The organism is Stenotrophomonas maltophilia, assembly GCF_039555535.1.
Lineage (GTDB): Bacteria > Pseudomonadota > Gammaproteobacteria > Xanthomonadales > Xanthomonadaceae > Stenotrophomonas > Stenotrophomonas maltophilia_Q.
In genome coordinates this window covers 1942588-1967779 of record NZ_CP154630.1, presented here as the reverse complement: position 1 = coordinate 1967779, position 25192 = coordinate 1942588, and the positions used below count along the sequence as shown (strand labels likewise).

Here is a 25192-nt window from a genome sequence, read left to right as displayed (position 1 = left end):
GGGATCACCTGTGCGAGAGGAAGTGGGCGGAGTATTCGCGCCCGCCTTCTCACTGGATGAGATCAACCCTCGGCCGCGTCGGTATCGTCGCCCGGCAGCTCGCTGGCCTCGCCCTGCACCTGCACGTTGTTGCGGCCCATCGCCTTGGCCCGGTAACACTGGGCATCGGCCGCGGCCACCGCCTGGTCCACGCTCATCCCGCCGGCCAGCGGCGCGATGCCGATGCTGGCCCCTACCCGCAACCGGTTCTGGTCCCACGGAATCGACAGCGACGCCAGAGTGTGCAGCAGCTCACCGCCAATGCGGGCGGCACGACGCGGCGTGCAGCCGGACAGGATCACCGCGAACTCGTCGCCGCCCAGCCGCGCCACCACATCCGAATCGCGCACCCCGTGACGCAGAACGCTGGCCACCGCCCAGAGCACCGCATCACCAGCCAGATGGCCCCAGGTATCGTTGATCGGCTTGAACCTGTCCAGATCGATGTACATCAGCGACGCAGCCTGGCCGGTACGTTCAACGCGGGTGATCGCCTGCTGCAGGTGCACCTCGAAGCCACGGCGGTTGCTCAGTTCGGTCAGCGGGTCGATCTCTGCCAGATGACGTGCCTCGCGCTGGCGGGCACGCTGCTGGGTATCGTCGCGCAGCACCCAGACCGCGCCGCGAACGTGGCCCTCGTCATCGCGCAACCAGGCGCGGGTGAGGTCCACCGGCACCGTGGCGGTACCCAGGCGCAGCAGCAGGTCGGCATGCAGGTCCACCGCGTTGCTTTCCGGATCCAGCAGTACCGACACGTCCAGCACCGAACCCGGCGCATACTCGGTGGTCAACGCCAGCACATCCTGCACCTTGTGCCCGGCCAGCGACAACGCGCCATCGCCGGCCAGCGTGCGTACCGCGGCGGCGTTGGCGTAGTCGATACGGCCATCGAGGCTGACGCTCAGCACCAGGTCGGCCACGGCATCCAGGGTGATGCGGCTGCGCTGTTCGCTTTCGAACAGCCGCTGCTCGCTGCTGCGCTGGGCGGTGATGTCCTGGATCTGCGACACGAAATGCAACGGCTCGCCATGCTCGTTGCGCACCAGCGATACCGACAACCGGGCCCAGATCACCTTGCCGTCGCGATCAAGATAGCGTTTCTCCAGGTGATAGTGGCTGCGCCGCCCAGCCAGCAGGTCCTGCACCAGCGACAGGTCGGTCTGCAGGTCATCGGGATGGGTCAGGCGCTGGAAATCCACCTGCAGCAGCTCTTCCCGCGGATAGCCGAGGATCCGGCACAGCGCATCGTTGACGTCCAGCCATCGCCCTTCCAGCGACACCAGCGCCATGCCCAGCGCAGCCGAGGTGAACGCACCAGCGAACTTCTCCGCGGACAAGCGTGCCTCGGCTCGCGCCTGCAGTATCTCGGTGATGTCGATGGCCATGCCGACATAGCCGATGCGTGCACCGTCGGCACCGTCCATGCGGCTGATCGACAGGCGTACCTGGCGTGGCTGGCCGTCCTTGCGCAGCAGCGTCCATTGCCGCGAATAGGTCTGGCCATCGGCACGCGCACTGAGTGCCTCGAACACGCCTGGCAGATGGCCAGCGGCATCGGCCAGCGGTCGCAGCCAGGCGTTCAATTCCTGCGGATCGTGGAAGGCATCCAGCCGGCGCTGGCCAACCACCTCGGCCGCGCTGTAGCCCAGCAGGCGTTGCGCGCCGGTATTGAACAGGGTGATGGTGCCATCGGTATCGGTGGCGATCACCGCCACCTCATCGGAGGCATCGACCACAGCCTGCAGGCGTTGACGGGTCTCGGCCGCATCATGGCGGGCCTGCTGCAGTTCGGTCACGTCGGCATGCGCGCCGGCCATCCACAGCGGCCGGCCCTGCCCGTCCCATTCGAAGACGCGGCCACGGTCCTGGATCCATATCCACTGGCCGTTCTTGTGGCGCATCCGCAGCAGGCACGCGTAGTTGTCGGTGCGTCCCTCGAAATGCTCGTCCAGTGCCGCGTCGGACAGCGCTATGTCATCGGGATGGACAAGCTTCAGGAAGGTCTTCTGGCAGATCGGCTCCAGCTCTTCCAGGCGGTAACCGACAATCTCGGCCCAGCGCGCGTTGACCCGCATCTCGCCGGTCTGCACGTTCCATTCCCAGGTGCCCGCAGCGGTGCCATCGATGATCATCGCCAGCCGCCGACGCTCTTCGGCCAGCTCCTGCAGGCGACGCTCCAGCAACCCGTTGCCGTTGGTGCCCTGGCCCGCCATCAACGCTGCCCCCGGCCCGCGCAGGCAGGCGTTGGCCGCAGCAATGCGCTGCAGCGTGCAACGAAGACGGCGGGTCGTGCTGGCGTCATGGCCCTCCCCAGCGACAGCGGGGGGGCCGAACGCCTCCCCTCCAGCGCAAGTGTGCGCAATCACGGGGAAAACCGACAAGTCCCCCGTCGCGGATCAACCGTGACGGGGGGCACGGACCTCAGCTGCGCTTGGCCCGGGCGAAGGCCTCGGCCAAGGCGTTGTTGGCCGGCGGCGCCGACTGCGCGGGCCGCCCGCTGTTGCCCTGGCCCCGGTTCGGCCCGCGGTTCTGCCCGCCTGCGTCACGGCGCGGCCCCTGGCCCTGCCCGCGCTCCTCGCGCTGGCCAGGGCGGCTGGTGGCCTGCCCCGGGGTGTCGTCCAGGCGCCGGGTCAGCGCGATGCGCTTGCGCGGCACATCCACTTCCAGCACCTTCACCTTGACGATGTCGCCAGCCTTGACCACGTCGCGCGGGTCCTTCACGAACGTATCGGACAGCGCCGAAATGTGGATCAGGCCGTCCTGGTGCACGCCGATATCGACGAAGGCACCGAATGCCGCCACGTTGCTCACCACGCCTTCCAGCACCATGCCTTCGCGCAGGTCCTTGATGTCCTCCACGCCTTCGGCGAAGCGCGCGGCCTTGAACTCCGGACGCGGGTCGCGGCCCGGCTTCTCCAGTTCCTTCAGGATGTCGCGCACGGTCGGCACACCGAAGGTGTCATCGGTGAACTGCTCGGCCTTCAGTCCGCGCAGGAAGCTAGCATCGCCGATCAGCGCCTTGATCGGGCGCGCGGTGCTGGCGACGATGCGCTCGACCACCGGATAGGCTTCCGGGTGCACCGCCGAGGCATCCAGCGGCTGGTCACCGTCAGCGATGCGCAGGAAGCCGGCGCACTGTTCGAAGGTCTTCTCGCCCAGGCGCGCGACCTTCAGCAGGTCCTTGCGGCGCTTGAACGGGCCGTTGTCGTCACGATGCCGCACGATGTTCTCGGCAACCGTGGCCGACAGGCCGGACACACGAGACAGAAGCGCGGCCGAGGCGGTGTTCACGTACACCCCGACTGCGTTCACGCAGTCCTCCACGCGTGCGTCCAGCGCCCGCGCCAGGCGGTACTGGTCCACATCATGCTGGTACTGGCCCACGCCGATCGCCTTGGGCTCGATCTTGACCAGCTCGGCCAGCGGATCCTGCAGGCGACGTGCGATCGATACCGCACCACGCAGCGACACGTCCAGCTCCGGGAACTCCTTGGCCGCGAACTCGGAGGCCGAGTACACCGACGCGCCGGCCTCGCTGACCACTACCTTCTGCAGCTTCGGGTTGGCAGCGGCCTTGATCGCTTCACCAGCCAGCTTGTCGGTTTCGCGGCTGGCGGTGCCGTTGCCGATCGCGATCAGTTCCACGTTGTGCTTGGCGCACAGCTGCTTGATCGTCTGCAGCGACTGCTCCCACTGGCGACGCGGCTCGTGCGGGTAGATGGTGTCGGTGGCGACCAGCTTGCCGGTGGCATCGACCACGGCGATCTTGCAGCCGGTGCGGATGCCCGGGTCCAGCCCGAGCACGGTCTTCGGGCCGGCGGGTGCCGCCAGCAGCAGGTCCTTCAGGTTGTCGCCGAACACCGCAATGGCCTCAGCCTCAGCCTTCTCGCGGGCCTGGTTGAACAGGTCCAGCAGCAGATGGGTGTGCAGCTTGGCGCGCCAGGTCAGGCGGCACGCATCCAGCAGCCAGCGGTCGGCGGCACGGCCCTGGTCGGAGATGCCGGCCTTGCACGCCACGCGTCCTTCGGCGTACAGGTGACCCGCCTCGGCATCGCTGCCCGGGTCCAGCTCCAGGAACAGGATCTCCTCGCGGCGCGCACGGAACAGCGCCAGCAGCCGGTGCGAGGGGATCTTCGCCAGCGATTCGGCGTGCTCGAAATAATCCCGGTACTTGGCACCCTCGGTTTCCTTGCCCTCGGCCACACGGGCACGGATCACGCCGGTGTCGCCCAACCAGGTGCGCAGCTCGCCGACCAGCGCGGCGTCTTCGCCCCAGCGCTCCATCAGGATCGCGCGCGCGCCTTCCAGCGCGGCCTTGGTGTCGGACACGCCCTTGCCGGCGTCGACGAATCCGGCAGCGAAGACCTGCGGGTCCTGCGTCGGGTCGGCCAGCAGGCCATCGGCCAGCGGTTCCAGCCCCGCCTCGCGGGCGATCTGCGCCCGGGTGCGGCGCTTGGGCTTGTACGGCAGGTAGAGGTCTTCCAGCCGGCTCTTGGTATCGGCCGCCAGGATGTCGTTGCGCAGCTCGTCGCTCAGCTTGCCCTGCTCGCCGATGCTGGCCAGCACCGCAGCGCGACGGTCTTCCAGCTCGCGCAGGTAGGTCAGGCGCACTTCCAGGTTGCGCAGCTGGGTGTCATCCAGGCCCCCGGTCACTTCCTTGCGGTATCGCGCGATGAACGGAACGCTGGCGCCTTCGTCGAGCAGGCCGACGGCGGCACGTACCTGGGCGGACTGGGCACCGATCTCGTCGGCGATGGTCTGGGCGATCTGCTGGGCGAGCGCGCTCTGTGCGTTCTTGGCGTCGTGCATTGCTTCAGGTCTGTGCCGCGTTACGGGAAGACCCCATTCTGGCAATCGACGACGCAGCCGGACAAGGCATTGACAGGGGGCAAGGTTCAGCGGCGAGGCCGGATTGGACGCCGGCATCCTGGCGGAGAGCGGGCTCGGACTGGCCCGGGGCTGGGATGCCGGCGCGGGCGCGCGATGGTGGGCGCGCCCTGCCGCGTGTTGCGGAGGTCAGCGGTAGTGGCGGGCGGCGCGCTGCATGACGATCTCGTCACGCATGCCTTCCAGGGCCATCAGGCGGACCTTGCCGACACCCTGCAGTTCCATGAACCGCTCCGTGTAGAACTCCGGCCCCAGCGCGGTGTCGGCGCGGGATTTGCTGAAGCCGTAGGGCACCACGCCCTTCTCGCCATCCTTGCTACCACCGACATAAAGAACGATTGCCATGTGATGTCTTCCTCCAAATTGCTACTGCGTACTGCACTCGATGAGCGATGCTGCGAGCTCATCGAGGGAGAGCTTACCGCGTCGAACCTGACTGGAACGTCACGAAGTCTAATGACGATCGGTTGCATGGAGATGACGGCGGGATCGCAGCAGAATGCTTACGGATCTTTAACCTCCGGCTAACGAATCGCGGGGATTCTAGCCAACGGCGCAGCCCCTCGTGGGTGGTTTGGTTGGTCGCGGAAAGCCGGTTTCCTGGGGGCTGGCCGGTAAGGTGGGTAGGCCGGGGACGCCGTGAACCCGTCCCTGGGGGCTTGGCCGCGGCATCCATGCCGCGGACACCCCGCCCTACCCACCCTCCCGGCCGCTGACACGCTCCTGGTGCCTGCCGCCACCCACGGAGAAGAAAAAAGAAGATCAAAAGCAAAAGCAGCCGGGCTGGCCGCTTTTTGTGGAGCCGAGCGCAGGTTCGGCTCTACACGAGCAAGCGCAGCGCGCGACCCGCTTCTGCTGTTCTTTTTCTTCTCCGTGGCTGGACGCGCACGGAAACTGTCAGGGGCCGGGCGGGGTGGGTTCGCGGGACCGTTGGCGCCATGGATGGCGCCATCGAGCCCCCATGGATGGGTTTACGGCGTGTCCCGCGAACCCATCCTGCCCGGCCCAATCGCATGAAACGCATTCCGCGACCACGTCACGAGGGGCTGCGCCGTTGGCTGGAAACTACGGCCACCAGCCACGCCCGTACCGGGCGAAATAATCGGCCGCGCGCTCGAATGGATTCCGCGCACTCACCCCGCCACACAGCAGGTACACCGGCAGGTACAGCGGCCCCAGCACCATGTACTGGTAGACGTGCGCGCGTTCGTGGTCGTCCAGCCGGATCAGCGGCTCCACGCCCCACCCCGCCTGATGCGCATAGGTCCGGCACGAAATGCCCAGGTCCTGGCCGGTGTGCAGGATCACATTGCCCAGCGTGATCGCCCCACCCGGCCCCCATGGCCAGCGGTCGAACACCAGCGCACAGTCACGGCCGCTCCAGCGCAATGTCGCGCCGCCGAGCATGCCGGCCAGGCCGCCGATCACGCCGATCAGGGAATTGGGTGACGTCCACACCGCGCCCAGCACCTGCAGCGCGCGCAGCCAGATCGGCCAGGGCTCCGGGGCAGTCTTCAATCGGCCTCGTTCGGCATCAGCAGCCACAGGATCAGGTAGACCAGGATGCCGGGGAAGGCCGCCGAACCGATCGAGACCAGCACGAACACGATCCGCACCAGCGTGGGGTTCCAGCCGAAGCGGTGGGCGATGCCGCCCATCACGCCGGCAATCATGCGGTCGTTCAATGAACGCGACAGCGTCTTGGGCGTGGTGTTCATGGCGGTGTCTCCTCAGCTTGCGGGCAGAGCCAGTCGAGCATGGCTCGACTCTACACCGCCCCCATATCTACGGCGTGCGATGGCGCAGCGCCTGCAGGCGTGCGCCGAACCAGGCAGCTGCACTCTGTTCAGGCTGTCCCGGGCACTGGATACGGTACGGCTTGCCGCTCATGCTGCTCTGGCTGGCGGCTCGCTCGATGAACTGCTTGGCACTGTCGATCTGGTTTTTTTTCAGCAGATAGTCGTACTTGCGCTGCAGGTGCGCACGCGCGTCACTGCCGTCATACCAGCTGCCGTTGCGCTGGAACCTGCATTGCGAGCCATCAAGGCTGGAGATCAGCTGGGCGATCTCGCGCTGTGCATCCGCACTGGGTGCGGCGTGGGCAAGCGGCACTGCCAGCAGTGCCGCAAAAATCAAAAGAATCCGGTACGTCATCATCCCCCCAGGTCAGTCGAGCATGGCTCGACTCTACAGGTCACGCGCCTTCAACCAGTCATCAATCGTCGCCGGCACTTCGCGCTGCGCGCGGCCGGACACGTAAATGCCGATATGCCCGCCACGGAAACTGGACTCGGTGTAGTCGTCGGTGCCCAGGCGCCCACGCATCGCGCGCGATGCATCCGGCGGCACCAGATGATCCTGCTCGGCATAGATGTTCAGCACCGGCAGGGTCACCTGCGACAGATCCACCGCTTCCTCGCCGATCCGCACCGTGCCGTTCACCAGCCCGTTGCCCTGGTAGAACTGCTTGATGAAGTCACGGAACGCCTCGCCCGCCAGATCCGGCGAATCGAAGATCCATTTCTCCATGCGCAGGAAATCCTCCAGCGCGGCCTTGTCATCCAGGATGTCGAGCAGACCGACGTACTTCTGCACGTTCAGCCGGAACGGCTTGAGCATCAGGTAGCTGGCATTCATCAGATCGGCCGGGATGTTGCCCAGCGTGTCGACCAGCAGATCCACATCCACCTGCCGTGCCCAGTGCGAGAGCATGTTGTCGGCGGTCTGGAAGTCAACCGGGGTGACCATGGTGATCAGCTTGCCCAGCTTCTGCCGGCGCAGTGCCGCATAGCACAGCGCGAACACGCCGCCCTGGCAGATGCCGAGCAGGTCCACCGGGCCACCGCTGCGCGCGCGCAGCGCATCCACCGCGCCATCGATGTAGCGCAGCAGGTAGTCCTCCAGGGTCTGGAAGCGCTCGGAGCGGTCCGGGTAGCCCCAGTCCAGCACATAGACGTCCTGGCCCAGCGCCAGCAGCTTCTGTACCAGCGAGCGGTCGGCCTGCAGGTCGACCATGTAGGGCCGGTTGACCAGCGCATAGACAATCAGCAGTGGCGTGCGGCGGGTCGGGGCCTGTTCGCCGACGAAGCGGTACAGCACCACCTTGCCGTCGCGCCAGACTTCCTCGCGGGCGGTCACGCCATAGTCCACGTCTTCCACCTGCGGCAGCAGCTTCAGCCCTTCCATCAGCTTGCGCTGCATGGCCAGGGTCTCCTGCATCAGGTCATCGGCATTGAAGCCCAGCGGTCCTTTCATCGGTCACGCGCCCGTGCGGTGGTGCGTGCGGCAGCCTTCTTCGCCGATGCTTTCTTCGCCGATGCTTTCTTCGCCGGCGCCTTCTTCGCGGCCGGCTTCTTCGCCGGTGCGACCTTCTTCGCAGCTTTGCGTGCCACGGGCTTCACCTTTGCCGGTGCCGGCTGCGACACCGGATCCACCGCGGCAGTGCCCGCCAGCACCGCCACCTGCGCCTGCAGGCGGCGCAGGCTGCGCTCCAGTTGGGCAATGCGGCGATGCGCAGCGTCCATCTCGCTGCGGGTCGGCAAGCCGATACGCTCACTCATCTGTTCCACCTCGCGCTGCAGGCCGGCGCGCAGTCGCATCTGTGCGTTGCCCAGCGAGGCATACACCTGCTGGAACGGCTCGGACATGGCGACCTTGGCGTAGGCCTCCTCGGCCACTTCAATCCACAGGTCGAACATCGCGCGGGCACTGGTCAGCTGGCTGCCGGGCTGCTCGTGCTGGGCCAGGCGCTGCTCGAACAACGCGAAGGCCTCGTCCAGCGCCTGCTTGATCTGCTCGACGTAGGCACGCGAATGCTGCTGGTATTCCTCCTGCGCACGCAGCAGGGCCTGCCAGCGCGCCTGGTGTTCGCGGCCGGGACCGAATGCCGGGCTCTGCAGCCACGGGCCGGCCTGCAGCTGGAACTGCTGCAGCCACGCGGCGAACTCGGGTACGGCGGCGCCGGCGTGGGTGCTGCCCCGAGCGCCCTGCAGCATCCACTGCAGCATGCCGTCGCCCTGCCCCTGCACCGCCTCGCGCCAGGCCTGGGCCACATCGGCGCTGCTGGCGTCGCGGCCAGCAAAACGTGCCGCCACTTCCTGCATCGTGCCGTACCAGCTACCCGCCTGTTCGCGGAAACGGCGCACGGCATCTTCCGGCGCACCCTGCCCCTGTTCGGGCAGCAGCTGGCCCCACCAGTCGAACAGCCGTTGCCAGCTGCCGGGGTCATCACCGGCCGGTGCACCGGGCGTGGTCGCATGGCGCAGGGCATCGCCCCAGGCACCGAAGTACTGCCGGGCCAGGGCTTCGAAATCGCTGCTGCCGGCGTCGTGGGCCGAGCTGGTCATCGCAGGCCTCCGCAGGGCTGGCTCATGGCTTGGGAATGCGCAGGGTCTTGCTGATCATCAGCGACCCGGACAGGGCGAACAGCAGCACCATCGGGTGCAGCTGCCAAGGGCCGATCTGCCACTGGCCGAACCAGAGGTCCTGGCCGATGGCATCGGTACCGGCAGCGATGGCCAGCACGATCACCAGCACCAGGCTGGTCGGGATCGGCGTGCCCTCGAAATACTTGACCTTGCCCTCGTCGCCGGCCAGCGCCTCGGCGGTGACGTTGTAGCGCGCCAGGCGGCTGACGCCGCAGCAGACGAAGTAGCTCAGCACCAGCCAGTCCCAGCCGCCCTGCATGCCGCATGCATAGGCCAGCGCCGCCGGGGCCACGCCGAATGAGATCACGTCGGACAGCGAGTCCAGCTCGCGGCCCAGGGTGGAGCTGGATTTGCGCCAGCGCGCGATGCGCCCATCGAGGGCGTCGAAGATGAAGGCCAGCGGGATCAGCGCCATGCCGAACAGCAGGTAGCCGCGCTCGCCGTCCTGCAGGAAACGCATCGCGGCGAACACCGCACCGGTGCCGCAGAAAGCATTGGCCAGGGTGAACCAGTCGGCCAGCTGGAATTCGCGCAGCATCGAGAAGTGACGTTTCATGGAGTCTCACGGAGCATCAAGGCCCACAGGTTACCGCGAGCACCGCCATGGGTGACAGCGCCTGCCAGGCCCATTCTTCACCATGCCCTCACCCGCCCTCACCAGCGGTGAATTTTTCGCCACCCATCTTGACAGCCTAGGGGGGTGGCGCCTGTCGCGGCTTATCCACAAAGTTGCCCACGCGTAATCCACACCCCCTGTGGACAACCAGCTCTCACCGACTGCGACGCTGGACATTTCCTCATCACCCCGCAGCGGGGTTTCCCTACTTCCCAAGCCGCAAGGTCAGCGCTATCGTCACCGGCGGACCCGCCGCCGCCACGTCCGAATCTCTTCGATGGACGACGACGATGCTGGATGCTTCCACCCTGGCCGCGCAGCTGCGGCAGCCACATGGCGACGCCGCGCTGGCGGTGGCCGACTCGATGAACCGCAGCAACAGCGCCCTGAACCTGGCCGCGATCGGGCTGCTGTCGGTGGCGGCCGGCGAGCACATCCTGGAGATCGGCCCCGGCAATGCGGCCTTCGCGCCACAGCTGATGCAGGCGCCGGGCAGCCAATATCTGGGCGTTGAACTGTCCGCCGCCATGGTCGAGGCCGGCAACCAGCGGCTGGCCAGTGCCGGCCTGGGCGACCGGGCGGCGATGCGGCTGGGCGATGCCCATGCGCTGCCGGTGGACGAGGCATCCGTGGATGCCGCACTGGCGGTCAACACCCTGTACTTCTGGCCCAACCTGGCCCCGGTGCTGGACGAACTGGCGCGCGTACTGCGCCGGGGAGGCCGGCTATGCCTGGCGTTCGGCGATTCGGCCTTCATGCGCAGCCTGCCGTTCGCCGCCGATTTCCAGCTGCATGAGCTGGACGCAGTGGAGCTGGCCCTGCGCGTATCGGGATTCAACGTCTCGGCCTGGCGCAGCCATCGCGAAACCGCCGCCGGCAATGACGGGCAGACGCGGGAGAAGCATTTCCACCTGCTGCTGGCGCATCGGCGCTGATTGCCGCCGGGCATGGTCCGGCGCTACCCGACCCGAATCGGCGCTGATTATCGCCGGGTGCGATCCGATCGAGCGGCCGGCACTACCCACCTTGCGTCCGTCGCCGCCATCGCGCGAAACAGAGCGCCTGCAACAGCAGCATCGCCACCAGTCCCAGCGGCCACGCCCACCACAGGCCGGCCAGCCCGTGCCGCGCCTGCAGCCACATCGCCAACGGCAGCTCCAGCAGCAGCACCGCTGTCACGCCCAGCAACGCCGGCATCAGCACAGTCCCGCTGCCGCGCATCACGCCGACCAGCACCGTGGTGACGCCCATCGCCAGCACGCCCCACGCCACCGTGCGCAGCTGCAGCGTGGCCAGTTCACGCACCTCCGGTGCCGCCAGGATCAGGCCGGTCAGCCACGGCGCCAGCGCCATCACCAGCAGCACCACGACCGTCAGCATCGCCAGGCCCAGCATCACGCCGGTGCGGGCAATGGCGGGCAATCGTGCCGCACGCCCTGCCCCCATCGCATGCGCGGCGAGGATGGTGGCGGTGATGCCCAGCGACATGGCCGGCAACTGCACCCAGCTCATCAACTGGTTGACCGCACCATAGGCCGCCGTGGCGGTATAGCCATAGCGGTTGATCCAGCCGAGCAACACGATCTCGGCAATGGCCAGGCTGAGCATCTGCAGCGAGGACGGCACGCCGATGCGCAGCATCGAACGAATGATCGCGCCATCGAAACGGATGGCCCACAGCAGTTCACGCCCTGGCGCCAGCGGATGCCCCAGGCGATGCCAGCGCCACAGCAACCAGACCAGCGCCAGCAGCGAGGCAGATGCGGCCGACACCGCGGCACTGGCCGCGCCCAGCTGCGGCAGGCCGCCCCAGCCGAGGATCAGCAGTGGCGTGCACAGCAGGCCGAGCGCGGTCGCCAGCAACAGCGCGTGCAGCGGCGTCTTTGCGTCACCCACCGCGCGGCTCACGGCCGTCGCCAGCCACAACAGGAAGAACGCCGGCGCACTCAGCAGCAGCACCCGCGCATAGACGATGGCCTCGCCGAGGACCGGCGCCGGCGTCCCCAGTGCCGCCAGCATCTGCGGCGCGAACACGCCGCCCACGCCCATCACCAGCAGTGACAACAGCAGGGCAAGCGCCACCGCGCTGCCGGCCACCGCGCGTGCCCGCTGCAGTTGGCCGGCGCCCCAAGCCTGGCCGATCAGCACCATTGCGCCTGTTGCCAGACCCATCACCAGGGCCATCAGCAGGAAGAACACCGGGAAGAACGCAGCGGCCGCAGCCACCGCCTGCGTTCCGAGCAGATGGCCGAGGTAGACGTTGTCCAGCGTGCCGGCGGCCAGCTGCAGTGCATTGGTCAACAGCATGGGCAGCAGCAGGGCCAGGTAGGTGCGCGACAGCGGCGGCGCAATCGGAGGTGTCGCGTGTGCAGAAGGGCTCATGGGGTTTCTCTGGGCAAGGCGCTGCCCTGCCCGGCGTTTCCGCCAGCAAAGCAAGCACGAGGGAAGCGGGCAATCGCCCGCGATCAAGCGGCGCCGCCGTTCAACCACGGCGCCCTGGGTCGGTCGTCAGTACTTAAACAGGTGGGGTATCGAAGGCCAGCTGCAGGGCGTGATCGCGCACGTCCCCGGGCCAGCGGTGCAACGCCGCTTCCAGGCCCACGCGGTCATGCGCGAACAGGAGGCGGATGGCCTCCTCGAAGCCGGGAAGATCACCGGCAATGGCCTGCAGGAAGTGATAGGCACGCTCGGCATCGCGGCGCTGCCGGTCCTTGTCGGCACCCGCACGGCTGGCCGCTTCCACCAGCCTGCGCAGGACCACGGAGGCGCCACCTGGTTGTTCGGCCAACCACGCCCAATGGCGCGGTAGCAGCGTCACTTCGCGTGCGACCACGCCCAGCTTCGGGCGTCCACGACCACGTGGGGCGGCAGGTTCGCCTGCGAGAGCGGTTTCGGCATCCGCTTCCACGGCCGACGGGAGCGCATCGGCCACTCGCGCCAGCAGCTCTGCGTCACTACCGCGCGTATCGAAATCACGGGTGCGGCCGGTGGCGTTGTCGAACACCAGCAATGGTCCGGCCGCGTTGCCGGCGCGCAGCTGCTTGAGGGCCAGCGCGGCCACTTCCGGGGTACCGGAAACGACCAGGCGATGGCCGTCGAAGCAGCTGAAGGGGGGCAGTCGGGACGTGGGCATGGCAATGGCAACAGGGGTGATGCACAAATATTGCCCGGGCAATTTGCGCCCGTCAATATCACCCGGGTATTAATAAACCGGGAGAGCGTGCCCACCAAGGTTGGCACCCACCGGAATGGTTGGCACCGATCCGATTCCCTGGTTCACAGGCGGCTGTAGGACCAGCTGACCATGCGCCCGTCCTTGTACGGCATCACTCCGTGGAACGGGCGCGGGTCGGCGTCGAACACCAGCGGCAGGAAGTTGCGGTCGCCCTCCCACATCGGAAGCGTGTCCAGCTTTTCCAGGTCGACCCATTCCAGCGTGCCTTCGTCGTTGCCGCCGTGCGGGGTACCTTCGAAGGTATCGATGACGAACACGAAGCCCAGCCAGTCCTCGCCGTGCTTGCCGAAGCCCGGCCAGCTGAGGGTGCCGCGCAGGCGCATGCCAGTGCAGTCGATGCCGGCCTCTTCCTGGATCTCGCGGCGCATGCTGGCGGCCACGTCCTCGTCCGCCTCGATCTTGCCGCCCAGGCCGTTGTACTTGCCCAGGTGATGGTCACCAGGACGGGTGTTGCGATGGATCATCAGCACCTGGCGACGATCAGGCGACAGCACGTAGCCCAGGGTGGCGACGATCGGGGTATACGGCATGGGGCAGCATCCAGCAGCAGGTCAGCCGTGGATTATGGCCGATCAGCGCACCAGCGACAGGCGGCGTTCGGCAGGCGTATCCGCGCCATCGGGATCACGGCGCAGGGTGGCCACGCCGTGGCCGCGCTCGGCCAGGTATTCCAGCCACTTGCCAAGGAAGGTGTTCATCCGCATGCGGTGGCTGATCAGCTCCGCTGGCGGCGGGTAAAGGCCCATGGTGTCCTGCCAGCGGCGGCCGACGTAGCAATGGGTGGTCTCGGCCTGGCGCGCGTCACGGTACAGGCGCACATAGGCCGACGGATCCGGTTCGCCGGTGACCGGGTCGGCCAGATCGTAGGTCAGGCGCAGCTCCACCGTGTAGCGGTGGCACTCGATCACGTCCAGGCGCACGTCCAGGCCGTCGCCGATCGAGGAAATGTAGCTGCCCGCCGCCAGTCCGGCCGGTTCGAACAGGCGCACCAGATGGCGGTAGTTTTCCGCGTACAGGCCCATGAGCCAGCTCAGCCGGCTCAGGCGGGGAATGCGTTCGGTACGGGGCAAGGCTCGGGCCATGGGTCGATCCTACACGTTGGTGCTTCAACGTGGGGGCGGTTCGAGGCACAGCCAACCCGCCGGTCGCTGTCACCGCTGTAGCGCCGAGCCCATGCTCGGCTGGGCCACCGGGTTCTGGCCGAAGGGCAGCCGAGCGTGGGCTCGGCTCGACAGGGCCCAGCATCCACTGGGCGCGCGCCTCAATACAGCTCGCGCTGCAGCCCCAGCGTGGCCAGCACCTTGCTGGAGATCTCCTCGATCGAGGTGTGGGTGGTGCTCAGGGTCGGGATCCGCTCCATCTGGAACATCACCTCGGCCGCGGCCACCTCGCGCTTGCAGGTGTCCAGGTTGGCGTAGCGCGAGTTCGGGCGGCGCTCCTGGCGGATCTGCTGCAGGCGGTCCGGGTCGATGGTCAGGCCGAACAGCTTGCGCCGGTAGTTGCGCAGTCGCGGCGGCAGGCGGTCGCTTTCCAGATCCTCGTCGGTCAGCGGGTAGTTGGCCGCGCGCACCCCGTAATGCAGGGCCAGGTAGATGCAGGTGGGCGTCTTGCCGGCACGCGACACCGCCACCAGGATCACGTCGGCGTCGTCGTAGTTCACCGCGATGCCGTCATCGTGGGTCAGGGCGAAGTTCATCGCGTTGATGCGGCGGTGGTAGGTATCGAAGTCGACCATGCCGTGGGCCTGGCCGACCCGGGCCAGGCGCGGACTGGCCAGTTCACGCTCCAGCGGCTCGATGAACGGCGCAAACACATCCAGCATCAGTGCCCCGCTGTCGGCCAGGATCAGGCTCAGGCTCTGGTCCACGCAGGAGTTCACCACGATCGGCCGGACCTGGTACCGCTCCCCCGCCGCCTGGATCCGGGCACAGGCTTCACGCGCTTTTTCGGGGTCGTCGACAAACGACATCCGGTCGGTAATGAAGCTGAACCCGGAGAACTGGGTCAACAGGCTATGCCCAATGGTTTCAGCGGTGATACCGGTTCCATCGGAAACGTAGAACACCGGACGGATGGTCGACATGCGCGCTTTTACCCCCTACAAAGCTTAAAAAGGCCGCCAGCACAAGCTTGTGCCGACGGTGCTCTGCCCGGCATCATATCGGCTTCTTCCTACGGACGCGGCCACTCAGCCCGCCTCGGGCGATGGCCAAACGGAGCATCGCGCTTGAACGAGAACATCCTGTGGTTGCACGAACTGCGTCTGGCCGATCTGGCCCGCGTAGGCGGCAAGAATTCGTCGCTGGGCGAGATGATCGGCAACCTGGCCGGTCTGGGCGTTTCGGTGCCGGGCGGTTATGCCACCACCGCTGAAGCCTTCAAGGACTTCATCGCGCACAACGATCTGTCCAAGCGCATCTTCGACAAGCTGGCCACGCTGGACGTCGAGGACGTCAACGCGCTGACCGCGGCCGGCAAGGAAATCCGCACCTGGGTGATCGATGCCCCGCTGCAGCCGCAGCTGGACCAGGACATCCGCACCGCCTACGCCAAGCTGAGCGCCGACAACGGCGGTGGCGACGTAGCCGTTGCCGTGCGTTCGTCGGCCACCGCCGAGGATCTGCCCGATGCCTCCTTCGCCGGCCAGCAGGAAACCTTCCTCAACGTCACCGGTGCCGACGACGTCGTGCACAAGGTCAAGGAAGTGTTTGCCTCGCTGTACAACGACCGCGCCATCGCTTACCGCGTGCACCACGGCTTCAAGCACGAGGACGTGTTCCTGTCCGCCGGCGTGCAGCTGATGGTGCGTTCGGGCGTCGGTTCCTCCGGCGTGCTGTTCACCCTGGACACCGAGTCCGGCTTCCGCGACGTGGTGTTCGTCACCTCCTCGTTCGGCCTTGGCGAAATGGTCGTGCAGGGTGCGGTGAACCCGGACGAGTACTACGTCTACAAGCCCACCCTGCAGGCCGGCAAGCCGGCGATCCTGCGCCGCTCGCTCGGCAGCAAGGCGATCCGCATGGTGTATTCGGATGTCCCCGGTGAGCGCGTGAAGATCGAGGATACCCCGGTCGAACTGCGCAACACCTTCTCGATCAGCGACGAGGACGTGCAGGAGCTGTCCAAGCAGGCGCTGGTCATCGAAAAGCACTACGGCCGCCCGATGGACATCGAGTGGGCCAAGGACGGTGTCAGCGGCAAGCTGTTCATCGTGCAGGCACGCCCGGAAACGGTGAAGTCGCGCAGCCACGCCACCCAGATCGAGCGCTTCGCGCTGACCGAAAAGGGCGGCAACGTGCTGGCCGAAGGCCGTGCCGTGGGCGCCAAGATCGGTTCGGGCGTGGCCCGCGTGGTGAAGACGCTGGACGACATGAACCGCGTGCAGCCGGGCGACGTGCTGATCGCCGACATGACCGACCCGGACTGGGAACCGGTGATGAAGCGCGCTTCAGCCATCGTCACCAACCGCGGTGGCCGTACCTGCCACGCCGCGATCATCGCGCGCGAGCTGGGCGTGCCGGCGGTGGTTGGTTCAGGCAACGCCACCAAGGTCATCGAAGATGGCCAGCTGGTCACGGTCAGCTGCGCTGAAGGCGATACCGGCTTCATCTACGAAGGCAAGCTCGGCTTCGAGCGCACCACCACCGATCTGGGCAACATGCCGCCGGCACCGCTGAAGATCATGATGAACGTGGCCAACCCGGAACGTGCCTTCGACTTCGGCCAGCTGCCGAACGCCGGCATCGGCCTGGCCCGCCTGGAAATGATCATCGCCAGCCATATCGGCATCCATCCGAATGCGCTGCTGGAATACGACCGCCAGGACGCCGCGACCAAGAAGAAGATCGACGAGAAGATCGCCGGTTACGGTGATCCGGTCAGCTTCTACGTGGACCGCCTGGCCGAAGGCATCGCCACCCTCACCGCCTCGGTTGCACCGAACGCCGTGATCGTGCGCCTGTCGGACTTCAAGTCCAACGAGTACGCCAACCTGATCGGCGGCAGCAACTACGAGCCGCACGAAGAAAACCCGATGATCGGCTTCCGCGGCGCCAGCCGTTACGTCGACCCGAGCTTCTCGGCCGCCTTCGCGCTGGAGTGCAAGGCCGTGCTGCGCGTGCGCAACGAAATGGGCCTGGACAACCTGTGGGTCATGATTCCGTTCGTGCGCACCCTGGAAGAAGGCCGCAAGGTCATCGAGGTGCTGGAACAGAACGGCCTGAAGCAGGGCGAGAACGGCCTGAAGATCATCATGATGTGCGAAGTGCCGTCCAACGCACTGCTCGCCGATGAATTCCTGGAGATCTTCGATGGCTTCTCGATCGGCTCCAACGATCTGACCCAGCTGACCCTGGGCCTGGACCGCGATTCGTCGATCGTGGCGCACCTGTTCGACGAACGTAACCCGGCGGTCAAGAAGCTGCTGTCGATGGCCATCAAGGCTGCGCGCGCCAAGGGCAAGTACGTCGGCATCTGCGGCCAGGGCCCGTCCGATCACCCGGATCTGGCCGAATGGCTGATGCAGGAAGGCATCGAATCGGTGTCGCTGAACCCGGACACCGTGGTCGACACCTGGCTGCGCCTGGCCAAGCTGAAGGCCAACGGCTGATGCACTGATGGCCGCAGGCTGACGTCGTGTTCATCGGCGTCAGCCCATACTGCTGCTGCACGCAAGCCCCGCCTCTGCGGGGCTTCGTGTTTCTGGCGTGCACGCACGCCCTGCCCTTCGCAGCAAAGGATGTCCGCATGATCGCCGCAGCAGCTCCCACCCGCCGCCCCCGCCGCAACGCCCTGGTTCCACTCGCTCGACTGGGAACGCCTGCTGGAAACCTATGGCGTGCCGTTGCTCGCCGCCATCGTGGTGCTGCTGGTCGGCCTGTGGGTGGCGCGTCGCCTGTCCAACGCGATGCCGCGCGCCACAGCGCGCATGGGCGTGGACCCGATGCTGGGCACCTTCCTGCGCAACGTGGTCTATGCCACCTCACTGGTGATCGTGGCGCTGCTGGCCATCGACACGCTCGGCGTGAAGATCACCCCGCTGCTGGCCGTGCTCGGCACCGCTGGCCTGGCCGTCGGTCTGGCATTGAAGGATTCGCTGTCCAACATCGCCTCGGGCGTGATGCTGGTGACGCTGCGCCCGTTCCGTGTCGGCGACGTAGTGACCGTGGCCGGGCAGACCGGCACGGTGCGCGAAGTGCGCATCTTCCAGACCGTCCTTACCGGTGCCGACAACCAGCACACGACCATCCCGAACACGCTGATCACCGCCGCACCGATCATCAACCTCACCGCCGAACCGACCCGCCGCGTCGAACTGGTGATCGGCATCGGCTACGAAGACAACATCCAGCTGGCACGCGACACCGCACTGGCACTGATGAAGGCCGACCCGCGCGTGCTGCAGACGCCGGCACCGGACGTGGTGGTGTACGAACTCGGAGCGCATGCGATCAACCTGGGCATCCGCTGCTACGTGAAGTCGGCCGACTGGTTCGGCACCAAGGTGACGCTGCTGGAACAGCTGAAGCTGGGCTATGACAAGGCCGGTATCAACATTCCGTATCCGCAGCAGGACATGCACCTGTACCTGCATGGCAAGGATGGCGGCGTGGTCGAGGCGGATGCGCTGGTGCGCGACAAGCCCTGATCCATCCCGGGAGAGTGCCGACCAAGGGTCGGCACCCACCCCATTTCCATGCGCCGGTAGTGCCGACCACTGGCCGGCAACCTCCCCGATCAGGCGACGGCGCGTTCCTCCAACGCCGGGTAGTCGATGAAGCCCACCGCACCACCGCCAAAGAACGTCGCCCGATCCGGCGGGTTCAATTCCGCCCCCAGACGCAGACGCTCCGGCAAGTCCGGGTTGGCAATGAACGGCCGGCCGAAACCGATCAGGTCGGCCCAGCCTTCGGCCAGCGCCTGCCCGGCGCGATCGGCGGTGTACTTGCCTGCGTAGATCAGCGTGCCCGGGTAGACCATGCGCAGCGCCTGCTTGAAGGCCACCGGCATCGGCGGTGCATCGTCCCAATCAGCCTCGGCAATGTGCAGGTAGCCCACCCCCATCTCACCGAGCAGGTGCGCGGCAGCGAGATATGTCGCTTGCGGCGTATCGTCCACCGCGCCCTGCAGCGTGGTCAGCGGCGCCAGGCGCACGCCAACGCGATCACCGCCGGCCACTGCGACTACCGCCTGCACCACCTCGCGCAGGAAGCGCAGCCGATTCTGCAGCGAACCGCCGTAGCCGTCGGTGCGCTGGTTGGCCTGCGAGTCGATGAACTGGTTGATCAGGTAGCCATTGGCGCCATGCAGTTCGACGCCGTCGAAGCCCGCCTCCAGCGCATTGCGGGCGGCCTGCGCGTAATCGGCGACGATGCCCGGAATCTCGTCGGCGCGCAGCGCACGCGGCATCGAATGCTGGATCATCTCGCCGACGCCGGCTTCGGGACCTGCCCCTGTCGGGTCGACGAACACTTTCACGCCTTCGGCCAGCAATGCCGAGGACGACACCGGCGCCGCGCCATCGGGCTGCAGGGCCACATGCGAGACGCGGCCGACGTGCCACAGCTGCGCGTAGATGCGGCCACCGGCGGCGTGCACCGCATCGGTCACCTGCCGCCAGCCCTTTACCTGTTCGGGGCTGTGGATGCCCGGCGTCCAGGCATAGCCCTGGCCCTGCGGGCTGATCTGGGTGCCTTCGCTGACGATCAGGCCGGCACCGGCACGCTGCGCGTAATAGGTCGCCATCTCGGCGGTGGCAACGTTGCCGGCAGCCGCACGCGAGCGGGTCATCGGCGGCATCACGATGCGGTTGGGCAGGGTCAGCGGGCCCAGACGGTGGGAGGTGAACAACATGGCGGACATCTCTTGCAGGGGGAGTGCCAGCAAGAATGGGGACCGCCTGCGAAAGGCAACAGGCGTGTCGTGGCAAAACAGTTGTGCCCGGCAGGCAAGGATGGCCTGCCCAGGGGTCGGATCCCTTGGCAACGCAAAGGGCTCTGACCCCAAAAGCGACCCCAAAGCCGGTTACAGCGTCGGCTCGATCAACACGCCACCATGTGCCACCCGGTCATAGCAGGTGCGCACCACATCTTCCCCGTACTTCAGCTCCAGCCGGCGCACGATGAAGTGGCCACGCGCCATGTCCTGGTAGTAGTCGGTGAACATGGTATTGAGCGTTGCCCCGGCAGCGGCACCGACAATCGGCACCGCCTGCGCGGCGAATTTCTCGGTGACCACTACGCCGAAACGCGCCGCCACCTTCTCCACCATCTTCGCCAGCAGCTTGCCGGCTTCCTTCGGCGCCACGCCCAGGGTCAGGTCACGGCCGGTCACCACACGCCCGGCCAGTTCGGCCGACAGATGCCGCATCACGTCGGTGGTGAAGCCGCGGGCCAGGTAGTAACCGGTCTCGCTGGCGTCATCACGCGGCGAGTTGCCACCCAGCGCGAATACCTCCAGGCAGGCCTGGCGGGTGCTGAACTCGGACAGGTCGAAGCCCTCGCTGCGGGCCACGTCGGCCACCGCGCGCATCATGATGGTGGTCGACACCGGCAGCTCGATGAACAAGGCCGCGAAGCCGAACGCCCCGCCGACCGCGCCGGAGGTGGCCGCCGCCAGTTTGTGCCAACGGGTTGAAGCGCCTTTGCCCGGCGTGTTGTCCATGCTCCACAGCGCGGCCTGCGCGGACTTGGACAGCGCCGCCTGCACGGCACCATGGATGCGATTGGAGACCGAGCTGGGCAGCGCCTTCACCGCGAACTCCAGCGGCGTGCCGACCAGGTTGGCCATGCGCGCGGTCAGGGTCGGCGCTTCCAGCAGGGCCACCGCCCGCTGCAGGTCGGACCAGTCGCGGGCGTCGTGGGCGATGTCGCGGGGGAGCAGGATGGGCTCGTTCATGGCGCCGATCTTAGCGCCAGGGAGTTGAACGGTTCGTCGCGGGGTACGACAGAGGGGTCAGAGCCCTTTCCGCAGGAAAGGGATCCGACCCCAACGAGTGACAGCATCAGGCAACCGGCAGCCCCGACAGCGCGCCCATGAACTGGCGGTAGTGGCGCAGCTCGGCGATGGAGTCATGCACATCGCTGAGGGCAGTGTGGTTGCTGTTCTTGCCGACGCCGGCGGCCACGGTCGGCGCCCAGCGCTTGGCCAGTTCCTTCACCGTGGACACGTCCAGGTTGCGGTAGTGGAAGTACTTCTCCAGGCGCGGCATCTGGCGGTGCAGGAAGCGGCGGTCCTGGCAGATCGAGTTGCCGCACATCGGCGACAGGCCGGCAGGAATCCACTGGGCCAGGAAGTTCACCGTCTGCGCCTCGGCCTGGCCAAGGGTGGTGGTGCTGTCCACCACGCGCTGCCAAAGGCCCGAACGACGATGCTGGTTGCGGTTCCACTCATCCATCGCCTCCAGCGTTTCCAGCGGATGATGGATGGCGAATTCCGGACCTTCGGCCAGCACGTTGAGCTGGGCGTCGGTGACCACGGTGGCGATCTCGATGATCGAATCGTTGTCGGTGTCCAACCCGGTCATTTCCAGGTCGATCCAGATAAGTCGTTCGTTGGCCGCGCCGGTGTCCGCCATTGTGTCGCCTCGTTGCTGGGCAGGCGCGCGGCCTACCGGTGAAGGAAAGAGGCGCCCATCATACCCGTTCGCCCCTCAGCCCTCGCCGACGTGGTCTTCCAGCAGCAGCGGCGGCTTGCCGCGCTTGGCACGGAAGTAATTGGTCAGGCGCGTGCTGGCTTCCTTGGCCAGCACCCCGCCGTGGATCTCGACCCGGTGGTTGTGGCGGGCATCACCGAGCAGGTCGAACACGCTGCCGCACGCACCGGTCTTTGGATCGCTGGCGCCGTAGACCAAGCGCGATACCCGTGCATGCACGACCGCCATCGCGCACATCGCGCACGGCTCCAGGGTCACGTACAGGGTGCTGCCCAGCAGGCGATGGTTGGCCAGCAGCTTCCCCCCTGCCCGCATGGCCACGATCTCGGCATGCGCGCTGGGATCGTGCGAGGCAATATTGAGGTTCCAGCCCTCGCCCAGCAGCTGGCCATCGGCGCTTACCAGCACCGCGCCAACCGGGATCTCGTCAAAGTCACGCTGTGCGCGCTCGGCCAAGGCCAGTGCATGGCGCATCCAGTGTTCATCGGCGTCGTGCACCGGTACACCCAGGACATCGGTCATGGCGGTTCTCGCTTTTCAACTGGGCCAGGATGGCCGCCGGGGCCGCATTGTACGCCCCGGGGTCGTGCAGGCGCCGCTAACGCGCGTCGAAGCGCTCACGGGCGGCGTCCAGCACAGGAAAGTTGTGCTCGGCCCAGCGGTCCAGGGCAGCCAGCGTGTCGACCAGGCCGCGCGCAACCTCGGTCAACCGGTACTCCACATGCAGCGGCCTGCTGCCCCGTTCGCAACGCTCGACCAGGCCATTGCGCTCCAGCTGTCGCAGGGTCTGGGTCAACACCTTCTGCGAGATACCTTCGATCTTCCGCAGCAACACGCCGTTACGAAGCGGGCCCTGCGCCAATGCCGGCAGCAGCAGCATCACCCACTTGCCTGAAATCAGCGCAAGCGCATCGCGTGCGGAGCAGTCGGCGGCATACACGTCTCCGGGACAGGCCATGGTTACCTCAAGGTGCGTAATTGCCGGGGCAGGCCGGCATCGCGAGGATGGTCGCACACTCCATGAGCCCCTCGCCCCATGCGCGCCCTGATCCTGCTTGCCCACCCCGAGCCCCGCTCGTTCAATGCACATCTGGCCGCGCAGGCCGCCGAGCAGCTGCGGCATGAGAACCTGCAGGTGGACGTGATCGACCTGTATGCGGATCGCTTCGATCCGCTGGAAGCGGCTGACCACCATCCGCATCGCCTGCATCCCGACCACTTCGACGCCCAACGCGAACAGCGGCACAGCGCCGAGCAGGGCCAGCTGCCCGCCGAGGTGCAGCGCCATCTGCGAATGCTGCGGGCCGCGGACCTGCTGATCCTGCAGTTCCCGCTGTGGTGGTTCGCGGCTCCGGCCATGCTGAAGGGCTGGCTGGACCGCGTGCTCGTCTACGGGCCGATGTACAACAGCCGGCAGCGCCACGAGCACGGCGTGATGCAGGGCAAGCGCACGTTGCTGAGCGTCACCACCGGCTCGTCGGCGCGGGCATGCGCGGTGGACGGCCGCGAGGGCGACACCCGGTTGCTGCTGTGGCCGTTGATGTACAGCCTGCGCTACGTCGGCTTCGAAGTGATGGAACCATTCGTGGTGCACGGCGTGCGTTCCGGGCTGCCAGCGGATCGCGTGCAGGCGCACGACAAAGCAATGGCGGCGGCCACCAGCGACTACCGCGAGCGGCTGGCACGCTGGCAACGATGGCCGACCGTGCCCTTCAACGACAGCGATGATTTCGAGGATGGGGTGGTGCTGCGCGCCGACGCAGCTGCGCACAGCCCCTTCATCCGCCACCGCGACGCGGGATGAATCTTCGCCTGCAGGCGTTACCGGAAAGCCTCATACTTCGCACTCTTCCGAAGCACCTTGGTGAACCCATGACCAACCTGCGCCCCTCGCGCGCCGACGAAGGCGCCGCCCTCGTCGACCTCTGGCGTCGCGCCGTCGACGCCACCCACGACTTCCTCAGTGCCGAAGACCGCCAGGCCATCGATGCCGAAGTGGCCGGTTTCCTGCCGCAGGCGCCGATGACCGTTGCTGTCGACGCACAGGATCGCCCCCTCGGATTCATGCTGATCGACGGCACCCACATGGAAGCGCTGTTCATTGATCCGGACGTGCGTGGCACCGGGGTTGGTCGCCAACTGCTGCAGCACGCGTTGACCCTCTGCCCACAGCTGAGCACCGACGTCAACGCGCAGAACGCGCAGGCCGTGGGCTTCTATCTGCGCATGGGCTTCGTCGAAACCGGTCGCTCACCGCTCGATTCGCAGGGGCGCCCGTATCCGCTGATCCATCTTCGGCATAACGGCTGACATCCGTCGGCAGCGGTCACGTGCTAGCGTGGCTGCTTTCGACCAAGGAACGCCGTGCATGGATGGTGCAAAAGCCCTGCTGACCCTGTTTGCGTTGGGCATCAGCCTGGTCTGGATCCTGGTGCCATTCGCCATCTTCGCCGTGCGCAACCTGCTGCGTGAGGTACTGGTCGAGCAGCGCCGTACCAATGAACTGCTTGAACACATCGGCGGTTATCGCATTCCAAAGCCACAACCCGAACCCACCGTCTGGCGCGCGCCCTGACGGGCACGCGCTCGCCGTGGATCAGGCCGTCGCCTCGAAGGCCGGCGAGTACTGCACCTCGCCCTGCGCCAGTGGAGGCTGCAGGCAGAGCGCCTGGAAGTACTCCGCAGGCACACCGGACAGCACCAGGCCTGGCTCGGCACGGAAGCCGAAGCGACCGTAATACGCCGGCTCACCCAGCAGCACGCAACCCTGTGCGCCCAGTCCACGCAGCGCGTCGAGTGCCGCGCGCATCAGCGCCGCGCCAATGCCCTGCCCCTGCCACGCGGGCAGCACCGAGATCGGGCCCAGGCCGAACCAGCCTGTGCTTCCATCGCTGATGGTGACCGGCGACAGCGCAATGTGTCCGACCACCTGGCCTTGGGCTTCGGCGACCAGCGAAATGCTCAGTTCCCCACGCGAACGCAGCGCATCGACGATGAACTGCTCGGTGTGGCTGCTGTGCGGGGCTTGGCGGAAGGCAGCCTCGGTGAGCGCATGGATGACGGCGTGGTGGGCAGTGGATTCGGGGCGGATCGTGTAGTTCATGGTGGAAGACTTCGCTTGGTGATGATCGCGTGAATTAATGATCGATGTCACAGAACGGCGGCAGAATGTCGAATGCGGTGCGCAGTCGTTCCGATGCCGGCAAATCGACTGTGCCGCAAGCGCTTCCACGCCACCGCCCAATCCTGAATGCGTCAAATTTCTGGCACCCATGCCCGCTCGCGGGTGGCGCCGGGTTTCCCGGGCACCCCATAATCGGGAAACCTGTCACCAGGGA

26 protein-coding genes are annotated in these 25192 nt (G+C 66.8%); 6 read left to right on the top strand and 20 right to left on the bottom strand.

Features of this window, described 5'->3' with window-relative positions; all coding sequences use genetic code 11:
- Window positions 1-62 precede the first annotated feature (62 nt).
- The 9 genes from AASM09_RS09110 to AASM09_RS09070 all read right to left on the bottom strand — a co-directional run bounded on the left by AASM09_RS09110 (window position 63) and on the right by AASM09_RS09070 (window position 9909).
- Window positions 63-2252 carry a PAS domain S-box protein gene (locus AASM09_RS09110; protein ID WP_049427236.1) on the bottom strand — a complete coding sequence of 730 codons (2190 nt, stop codon included), beginning with the start codon at window positions 2250-2252 and terminating at the stop codon, window positions 63-65.
- Window positions 2253-2460: 208 nt separating this feature from the next.
- Window positions 2461-4848: a Tex family protein gene (locus AASM09_RS09105; protein ID WP_049427237.1), complete on the bottom strand. Its 2388-nt coding sequence runs from the start codon at window positions 4846-4848 to the stop codon at window positions 2461-2463.
- 207 nt (window positions 4849-5055) lie between these two features.
- Window positions 5056-5271 (bottom strand): hypothetical protein, encoded by a 216-nt coding sequence (locus AASM09_RS09100; protein WP_005410085.1) that lies wholly within the window; start codon window positions 5269-5271, stop codon window positions 5056-5058.
- A gap of 720 nt (window positions 5272-5991) precedes the next feature.
- A complete protein-coding gene (locus AASM09_RS09095; protein ID WP_049429658.1) occupies window positions 5992-6444 on the bottom strand; it encodes a hypothetical protein in 453 nt (150 codons plus the stop codon).
- Window positions 6441-6644, bottom strand: coding sequence for a PspC domain-containing protein (locus AASM09_RS09090; RefSeq protein WP_014037612.1), 204 nt, complete (start codon window positions 6642-6644; stop codon window positions 6441-6443). Before AASM09_RS09090 ends, AASM09_RS09095 begins: the two co-directional genes overlap by 4 nt.
- A gap of 67 nt (window positions 6645-6711) precedes the next feature.
- Window positions 6712-7080: a YfeK family protein gene (locus AASM09_RS09085; protein ID WP_049429756.1), complete on the bottom strand. Its 369-nt coding sequence runs from the start codon at window positions 7078-7080 to the stop codon at window positions 6712-6714.
- 33 nt (window positions 7081-7113) lie between these two features.
- Window positions 7114-8181: a class III poly(R)-hydroxyalkanoic acid synthase subunit PhaC gene (locus AASM09_RS09080; protein WP_049429659.1), complete on the bottom strand. Its 1068-nt coding sequence runs from the start codon at window positions 8179-8181 to the stop codon at window positions 7114-7116.
- Window positions 8178-9272, bottom strand: coding sequence for a class III poly(R)-hydroxyalkanoic acid synthase subunit PhaE (gene phaE, locus AASM09_RS09075; protein ID WP_049429660.1), 1095 nt, complete (start codon window positions 9270-9272; stop codon window positions 8178-8180). The genes AASM09_RS09080 and phaE overlap by 4 nt, the downstream gene beginning before the upstream one ends.
- 22 nt (window positions 9273-9294) lie before the next feature.
- The gene (locus AASM09_RS09070; RefSeq protein WP_049429661.1) at window positions 9295-9909 is read right to left on the bottom strand and encodes a CDP-alcohol phosphatidyltransferase family protein; all 615 of its coding nucleotides are present in this window, start codon (window positions 9907-9909) and stop codon (window positions 9295-9297) included.
- Window positions 9910-10259: 350 nt separating this feature from the next.
- On the opposite strand from AASM09_RS09070, the gene AASM09_RS09065 reads away from it, so the two are divergent.
- Window positions 10260-10904, top strand: a complete 645-nt coding sequence (locus AASM09_RS09065) for a class I SAM-dependent methyltransferase (RefSeq protein ID WP_049429662.1) — start codon at window positions 10260-10262, stop codon at window positions 10902-10904.
- Between the two features lie 82 nt (window positions 10905-10986).
- Here AASM09_RS09065 and AASM09_RS09060 read toward each other — a convergent pair whose 3' ends face one another.
- The 5 genes from AASM09_RS09060 to ppsR all read right to left on the bottom strand — a co-directional run bounded on the left by AASM09_RS09060 (window position 10987) and on the right by ppsR (window position 15287).
- Window positions 10987-12351, bottom strand: coding sequence for an MATE family efflux transporter (locus AASM09_RS09060; protein ID WP_100443813.1), 1365 nt, complete (start codon window positions 12349-12351; stop codon window positions 10987-10989).
- Between the two features lie 133 nt (window positions 12352-12484).
- Complete coding sequence (locus AASM09_RS09055) at window positions 12485-13102, bottom strand: DUF2239 family protein (RefSeq protein ID WP_049429663.1); 618 nt, start codon at window positions 13100-13102, stop codon at window positions 12485-12487.
- Between the two features lie 143 nt (window positions 13103-13245).
- Entirely contained in the window at window positions 13246-13734 is a 489-nt protein-coding gene (locus tag AASM09_RS09050; protein WP_049429664.1) for an NUDIX hydrolase, read from the bottom strand.
- A 42-nt stretch (window positions 13735-13776) separates the two neighbouring features.
- Window positions 13777-14286: a DUF1249 domain-containing protein gene (locus tag AASM09_RS09045; RefSeq protein ID WP_049429665.1), complete on the bottom strand. Its 510-nt coding sequence runs from the start codon at window positions 14284-14286 to the stop codon at window positions 13777-13779.
- A 179-nt stretch (window positions 14287-14465) separates the two neighbouring features.
- The gene (gene ppsR / locus AASM09_RS09040; protein ID WP_006452040.1) at window positions 14466-15287 is read right to left on the bottom strand and encodes a posphoenolpyruvate synthetase regulatory kinase/phosphorylase PpsR; all 822 of its coding nucleotides are present in this window, start codon (window positions 15285-15287) and stop codon (window positions 14466-14468) included.
- Window positions 15288-15431: 144 nt separating this feature from the next.
- Between ppsR and ppsA the strand changes: the two genes are divergently transcribed.
- Complete coding sequence (ppsA, locus tag AASM09_RS09035; protein ID WP_049429666.1) at window positions 15432-17810, top strand: phosphoenolpyruvate synthase; 2379 nt, start codon at window positions 15432-15434, stop codon at window positions 17808-17810.
- Window positions 17811-18020: 210 nt separating this feature from the next.
- A complete protein-coding gene (locus AASM09_RS09030) occupies window positions 18021-18848 on the top strand; it encodes a mechanosensitive ion channel family protein (protein ID WP_430523914.1) in 828 nt (275 codons plus the stop codon).
- Window positions 18849-18937: 89 nt separating this feature from the next.
- Here the strand turns inward: AASM09_RS09030 and AASM09_RS09025 are convergent, their stop codons facing one another.
- From AASM09_RS09025 to AASM09_RS09005, 5 genes are all read right to left on the bottom strand, one after another.
- Window positions 18938-20053, bottom strand: a complete 1116-nt coding sequence (locus tag AASM09_RS09025) for an alkene reductase (RefSeq protein ID WP_049429757.1) — start codon at window positions 20051-20053, stop codon at window positions 18938-18940.
- A 171-nt stretch (window positions 20054-20224) separates the two neighbouring features.
- Complete coding sequence (locus AASM09_RS09020) at window positions 20225-21097, bottom strand: EcsC family protein (protein WP_014647556.1); 873 nt, start codon at window positions 21095-21097, stop codon at window positions 20225-20227.
- 106 nt (window positions 21098-21203) lie between these two features.
- On the bottom strand, window positions 21204-21776 hold the full coding sequence (gene orn, locus AASM09_RS09015) for an oligoribonuclease (protein ID WP_049429668.1): 573 nt from the start codon (window positions 21774-21776) through the stop codon (window positions 21204-21206).
- 75 nt (window positions 21777-21851) lie between these two features.
- Window positions 21852-22376: a tRNA adenosine(34) deaminase TadA gene (gene tadA, locus AASM09_RS09010; protein ID WP_100443812.1), complete on the bottom strand. Its 525-nt coding sequence runs from the start codon at window positions 22374-22376 to the stop codon at window positions 21852-21854.
- Window positions 22377-22452: 76 nt separating this feature from the next.
- A complete protein-coding gene (locus AASM09_RS09005) occupies window positions 22453-22812 on the bottom strand; it encodes a winged helix-turn-helix transcriptional regulator (protein WP_049429669.1) in 360 nt (119 codons plus the stop codon).
- 78 nt (window positions 22813-22890) lie between these two features.
- Here AASM09_RS09005 and AASM09_RS09000 point away from each other — a divergent pair, with 78 nt between their 5' ends.
- The 3 genes from AASM09_RS09000 (at window position 22891) to AASM09_RS08990 (ending at window position 24429) form a co-directional block, all read left to right on the top strand.
- Complete coding sequence (locus tag AASM09_RS09000; RefSeq protein WP_343368966.1) at window positions 22891-23658, top strand: NAD(P)H-dependent oxidoreductase; 768 nt, start codon at window positions 22891-22893, stop codon at window positions 23656-23658.
- 68 nt (window positions 23659-23726) lie between these two features.
- Window positions 23727-24164, top strand: coding sequence for an acetyltransferase (locus tag AASM09_RS08995; RefSeq protein ID WP_049429671.1), 438 nt, complete (start codon window positions 23727-23729; stop codon window positions 24162-24164).
- A gap of 58 nt (window positions 24165-24222) precedes the next feature.
- Window positions 24223-24429, top strand: coding sequence for a hypothetical protein (locus AASM09_RS08990; protein WP_005410107.1), 207 nt, complete (start codon window positions 24223-24225; stop codon window positions 24427-24429).
- 21 nt (window positions 24430-24450) lie between these two features.
- On the opposite strand, the gene AASM09_RS08985 is transcribed toward AASM09_RS08990, so the two are convergent.
- On the bottom strand, window positions 24451-24957 hold the full coding sequence (locus tag AASM09_RS08985; RefSeq protein WP_049429672.1) for a GNAT family N-acetyltransferase: 507 nt from the start codon (window positions 24955-24957) through the stop codon (window positions 24451-24453).
- Window positions 24958-25192 lie beyond the last annotated feature (235 nt).

Excerpts from the sequence above, each read along its gene's own strand:
- AASM09_RS09110 (WP_049427236.1), bottom strand. The coding sequence starts at position 2,252 with ATGGCGGGCCAGGGCACCAACGGCAACGGGTTGCTGGAGCGTCGCCTG.
- AASM09_RS09105 (WP_049427237.1), bottom strand. The coding sequence starts at position 4,848 with ATGCACGACGCCAAGAACGCACAGAGCGCGCTCGCCCAGCAGATCGCC.
- AASM09_RS09100 (WP_005410085.1), bottom strand. The coding sequence starts at position 5,271 with ATGGCAATCGTTCTTTATGTCGGTGGTAGCAAGGATGGCGAGAAGGGC.
- AASM09_RS09090 (WP_014037612.1), bottom strand. The coding sequence starts at position 6,644 with ATGAACACCACGCCCAAGACGCTGTCGCGTTCATTGAACGACCGCATG.
- AASM09_RS09085 (WP_049429756.1), bottom strand. The coding sequence starts at position 7,080 with ATGACGTACCGGATTCTTTTGATTTTTGCGGCACTGCTGGCAGTGCCG.
- AASM09_RS09080 (WP_049429659.1), bottom strand. The coding sequence starts at position 8,181 with ATGAAAGGACCGCTGGGCTTCAATGCCGATGACCTGATGCAGGAGACC.
- phaE (WP_049429660.1), bottom strand. The coding sequence starts at position 9,272 with ATGACCAGCTCGGCCCACGACGCCGGCAGCAGCGATTTCGAAGCCCTG.
- AASM09_RS09070 (WP_049429661.1), bottom strand. The coding sequence starts at position 9,909 with ATGAAACGTCACTTCTCGATGCTGCGCGAATTCCAGCTGGCCGACTGG.
- AASM09_RS09065 (WP_049429662.1), top strand. The coding sequence starts at position 10,260 with ATGCTGGATGCTTCCACCCTGGCCGCGCAGCTGCGGCAGCCACATGGC.
- AASM09_RS09060 (WP_100443813.1), bottom strand. The coding sequence starts at position 12,351 with ATGAGCCCTTCTGCACACGCGACACCTCCGATTGCGCCGCCGCTGTCG.
- AASM09_RS09055 (WP_049429663.1), bottom strand. The coding sequence starts at position 13,102 with ATGCCCACGTCCCGACTGCCCCCCTTCAGCTGCTTCGACGGCCATCGC.
- AASM09_RS09050 (WP_049429664.1), bottom strand. The coding sequence starts at position 13,734 with ATGCCGTATACCCCGATCGTCGCCACCCTGGGCTACGTGCTGTCGCCT.
- AASM09_RS09045 (WP_049429665.1), bottom strand. The coding sequence starts at position 14,286 with ATGGCCCGAGCCTTGCCCCGTACCGAACGCATTCCCCGCCTGAGCCGG.
- ppsR (WP_006452040.1), bottom strand. The coding sequence starts at position 15,287 with ATGTCGACCATCCGTCCGGTGTTCTACGTTTCCGATGGAACCGGTATC.
- AASM09_RS09025 (WP_049429757.1), bottom strand. The coding sequence starts at position 20,053 with ATGTTGTTCACCTCCCACCGTCTGGGCCCGCTGACCCTGCCCAACCGC.
- AASM09_RS09020 (WP_014647556.1), bottom strand. The coding sequence starts at position 21,097 with ATGAACGAGCCCATCCTGCTCCCCCGCGACATCGCCCACGACGCCCGC.
- orn (WP_049429668.1), bottom strand. The coding sequence starts at position 21,776 with ATGGCGGACACCGGCGCGGCCAACGAACGACTTATCTGGATCGACCTG.
- tadA (WP_100443812.1), bottom strand. The coding sequence starts at position 22,376 with ATGACCGATGTCCTGGGTGTACCGGTGCACGACGCCGATGAACACTGG.
- AASM09_RS09005 (WP_049429669.1), bottom strand. The coding sequence starts at position 22,812 with ATGGCCTGTCCCGGAGACGTGTATGCCGCCGACTGCTCCGCACGCGAT.
- AASM09_RS09000 (WP_343368966.1), top strand. The coding sequence starts at position 22,891 with ATGCGCGCCCTGATCCTGCTTGCCCACCCCGAGCCCCGCTCGTTCAAT.
- AASM09_RS08995 (WP_049429671.1), top strand. The coding sequence starts at position 23,727 with ATGACCAACCTGCGCCCCTCGCGCGCCGACGAAGGCGCCGCCCTCGTC.
- AASM09_RS08990 (WP_005410107.1), top strand. The coding sequence starts at position 24,223 with ATGGATGGTGCAAAAGCCCTGCTGACCCTGTTTGCGTTGGGCATCAGC.
- AASM09_RS08985 (WP_049429672.1), bottom strand. The coding sequence starts at position 24,957 with ATGAACTACACGATCCGCCCCGAATCCACTGCCCACCACGCCGTCATC.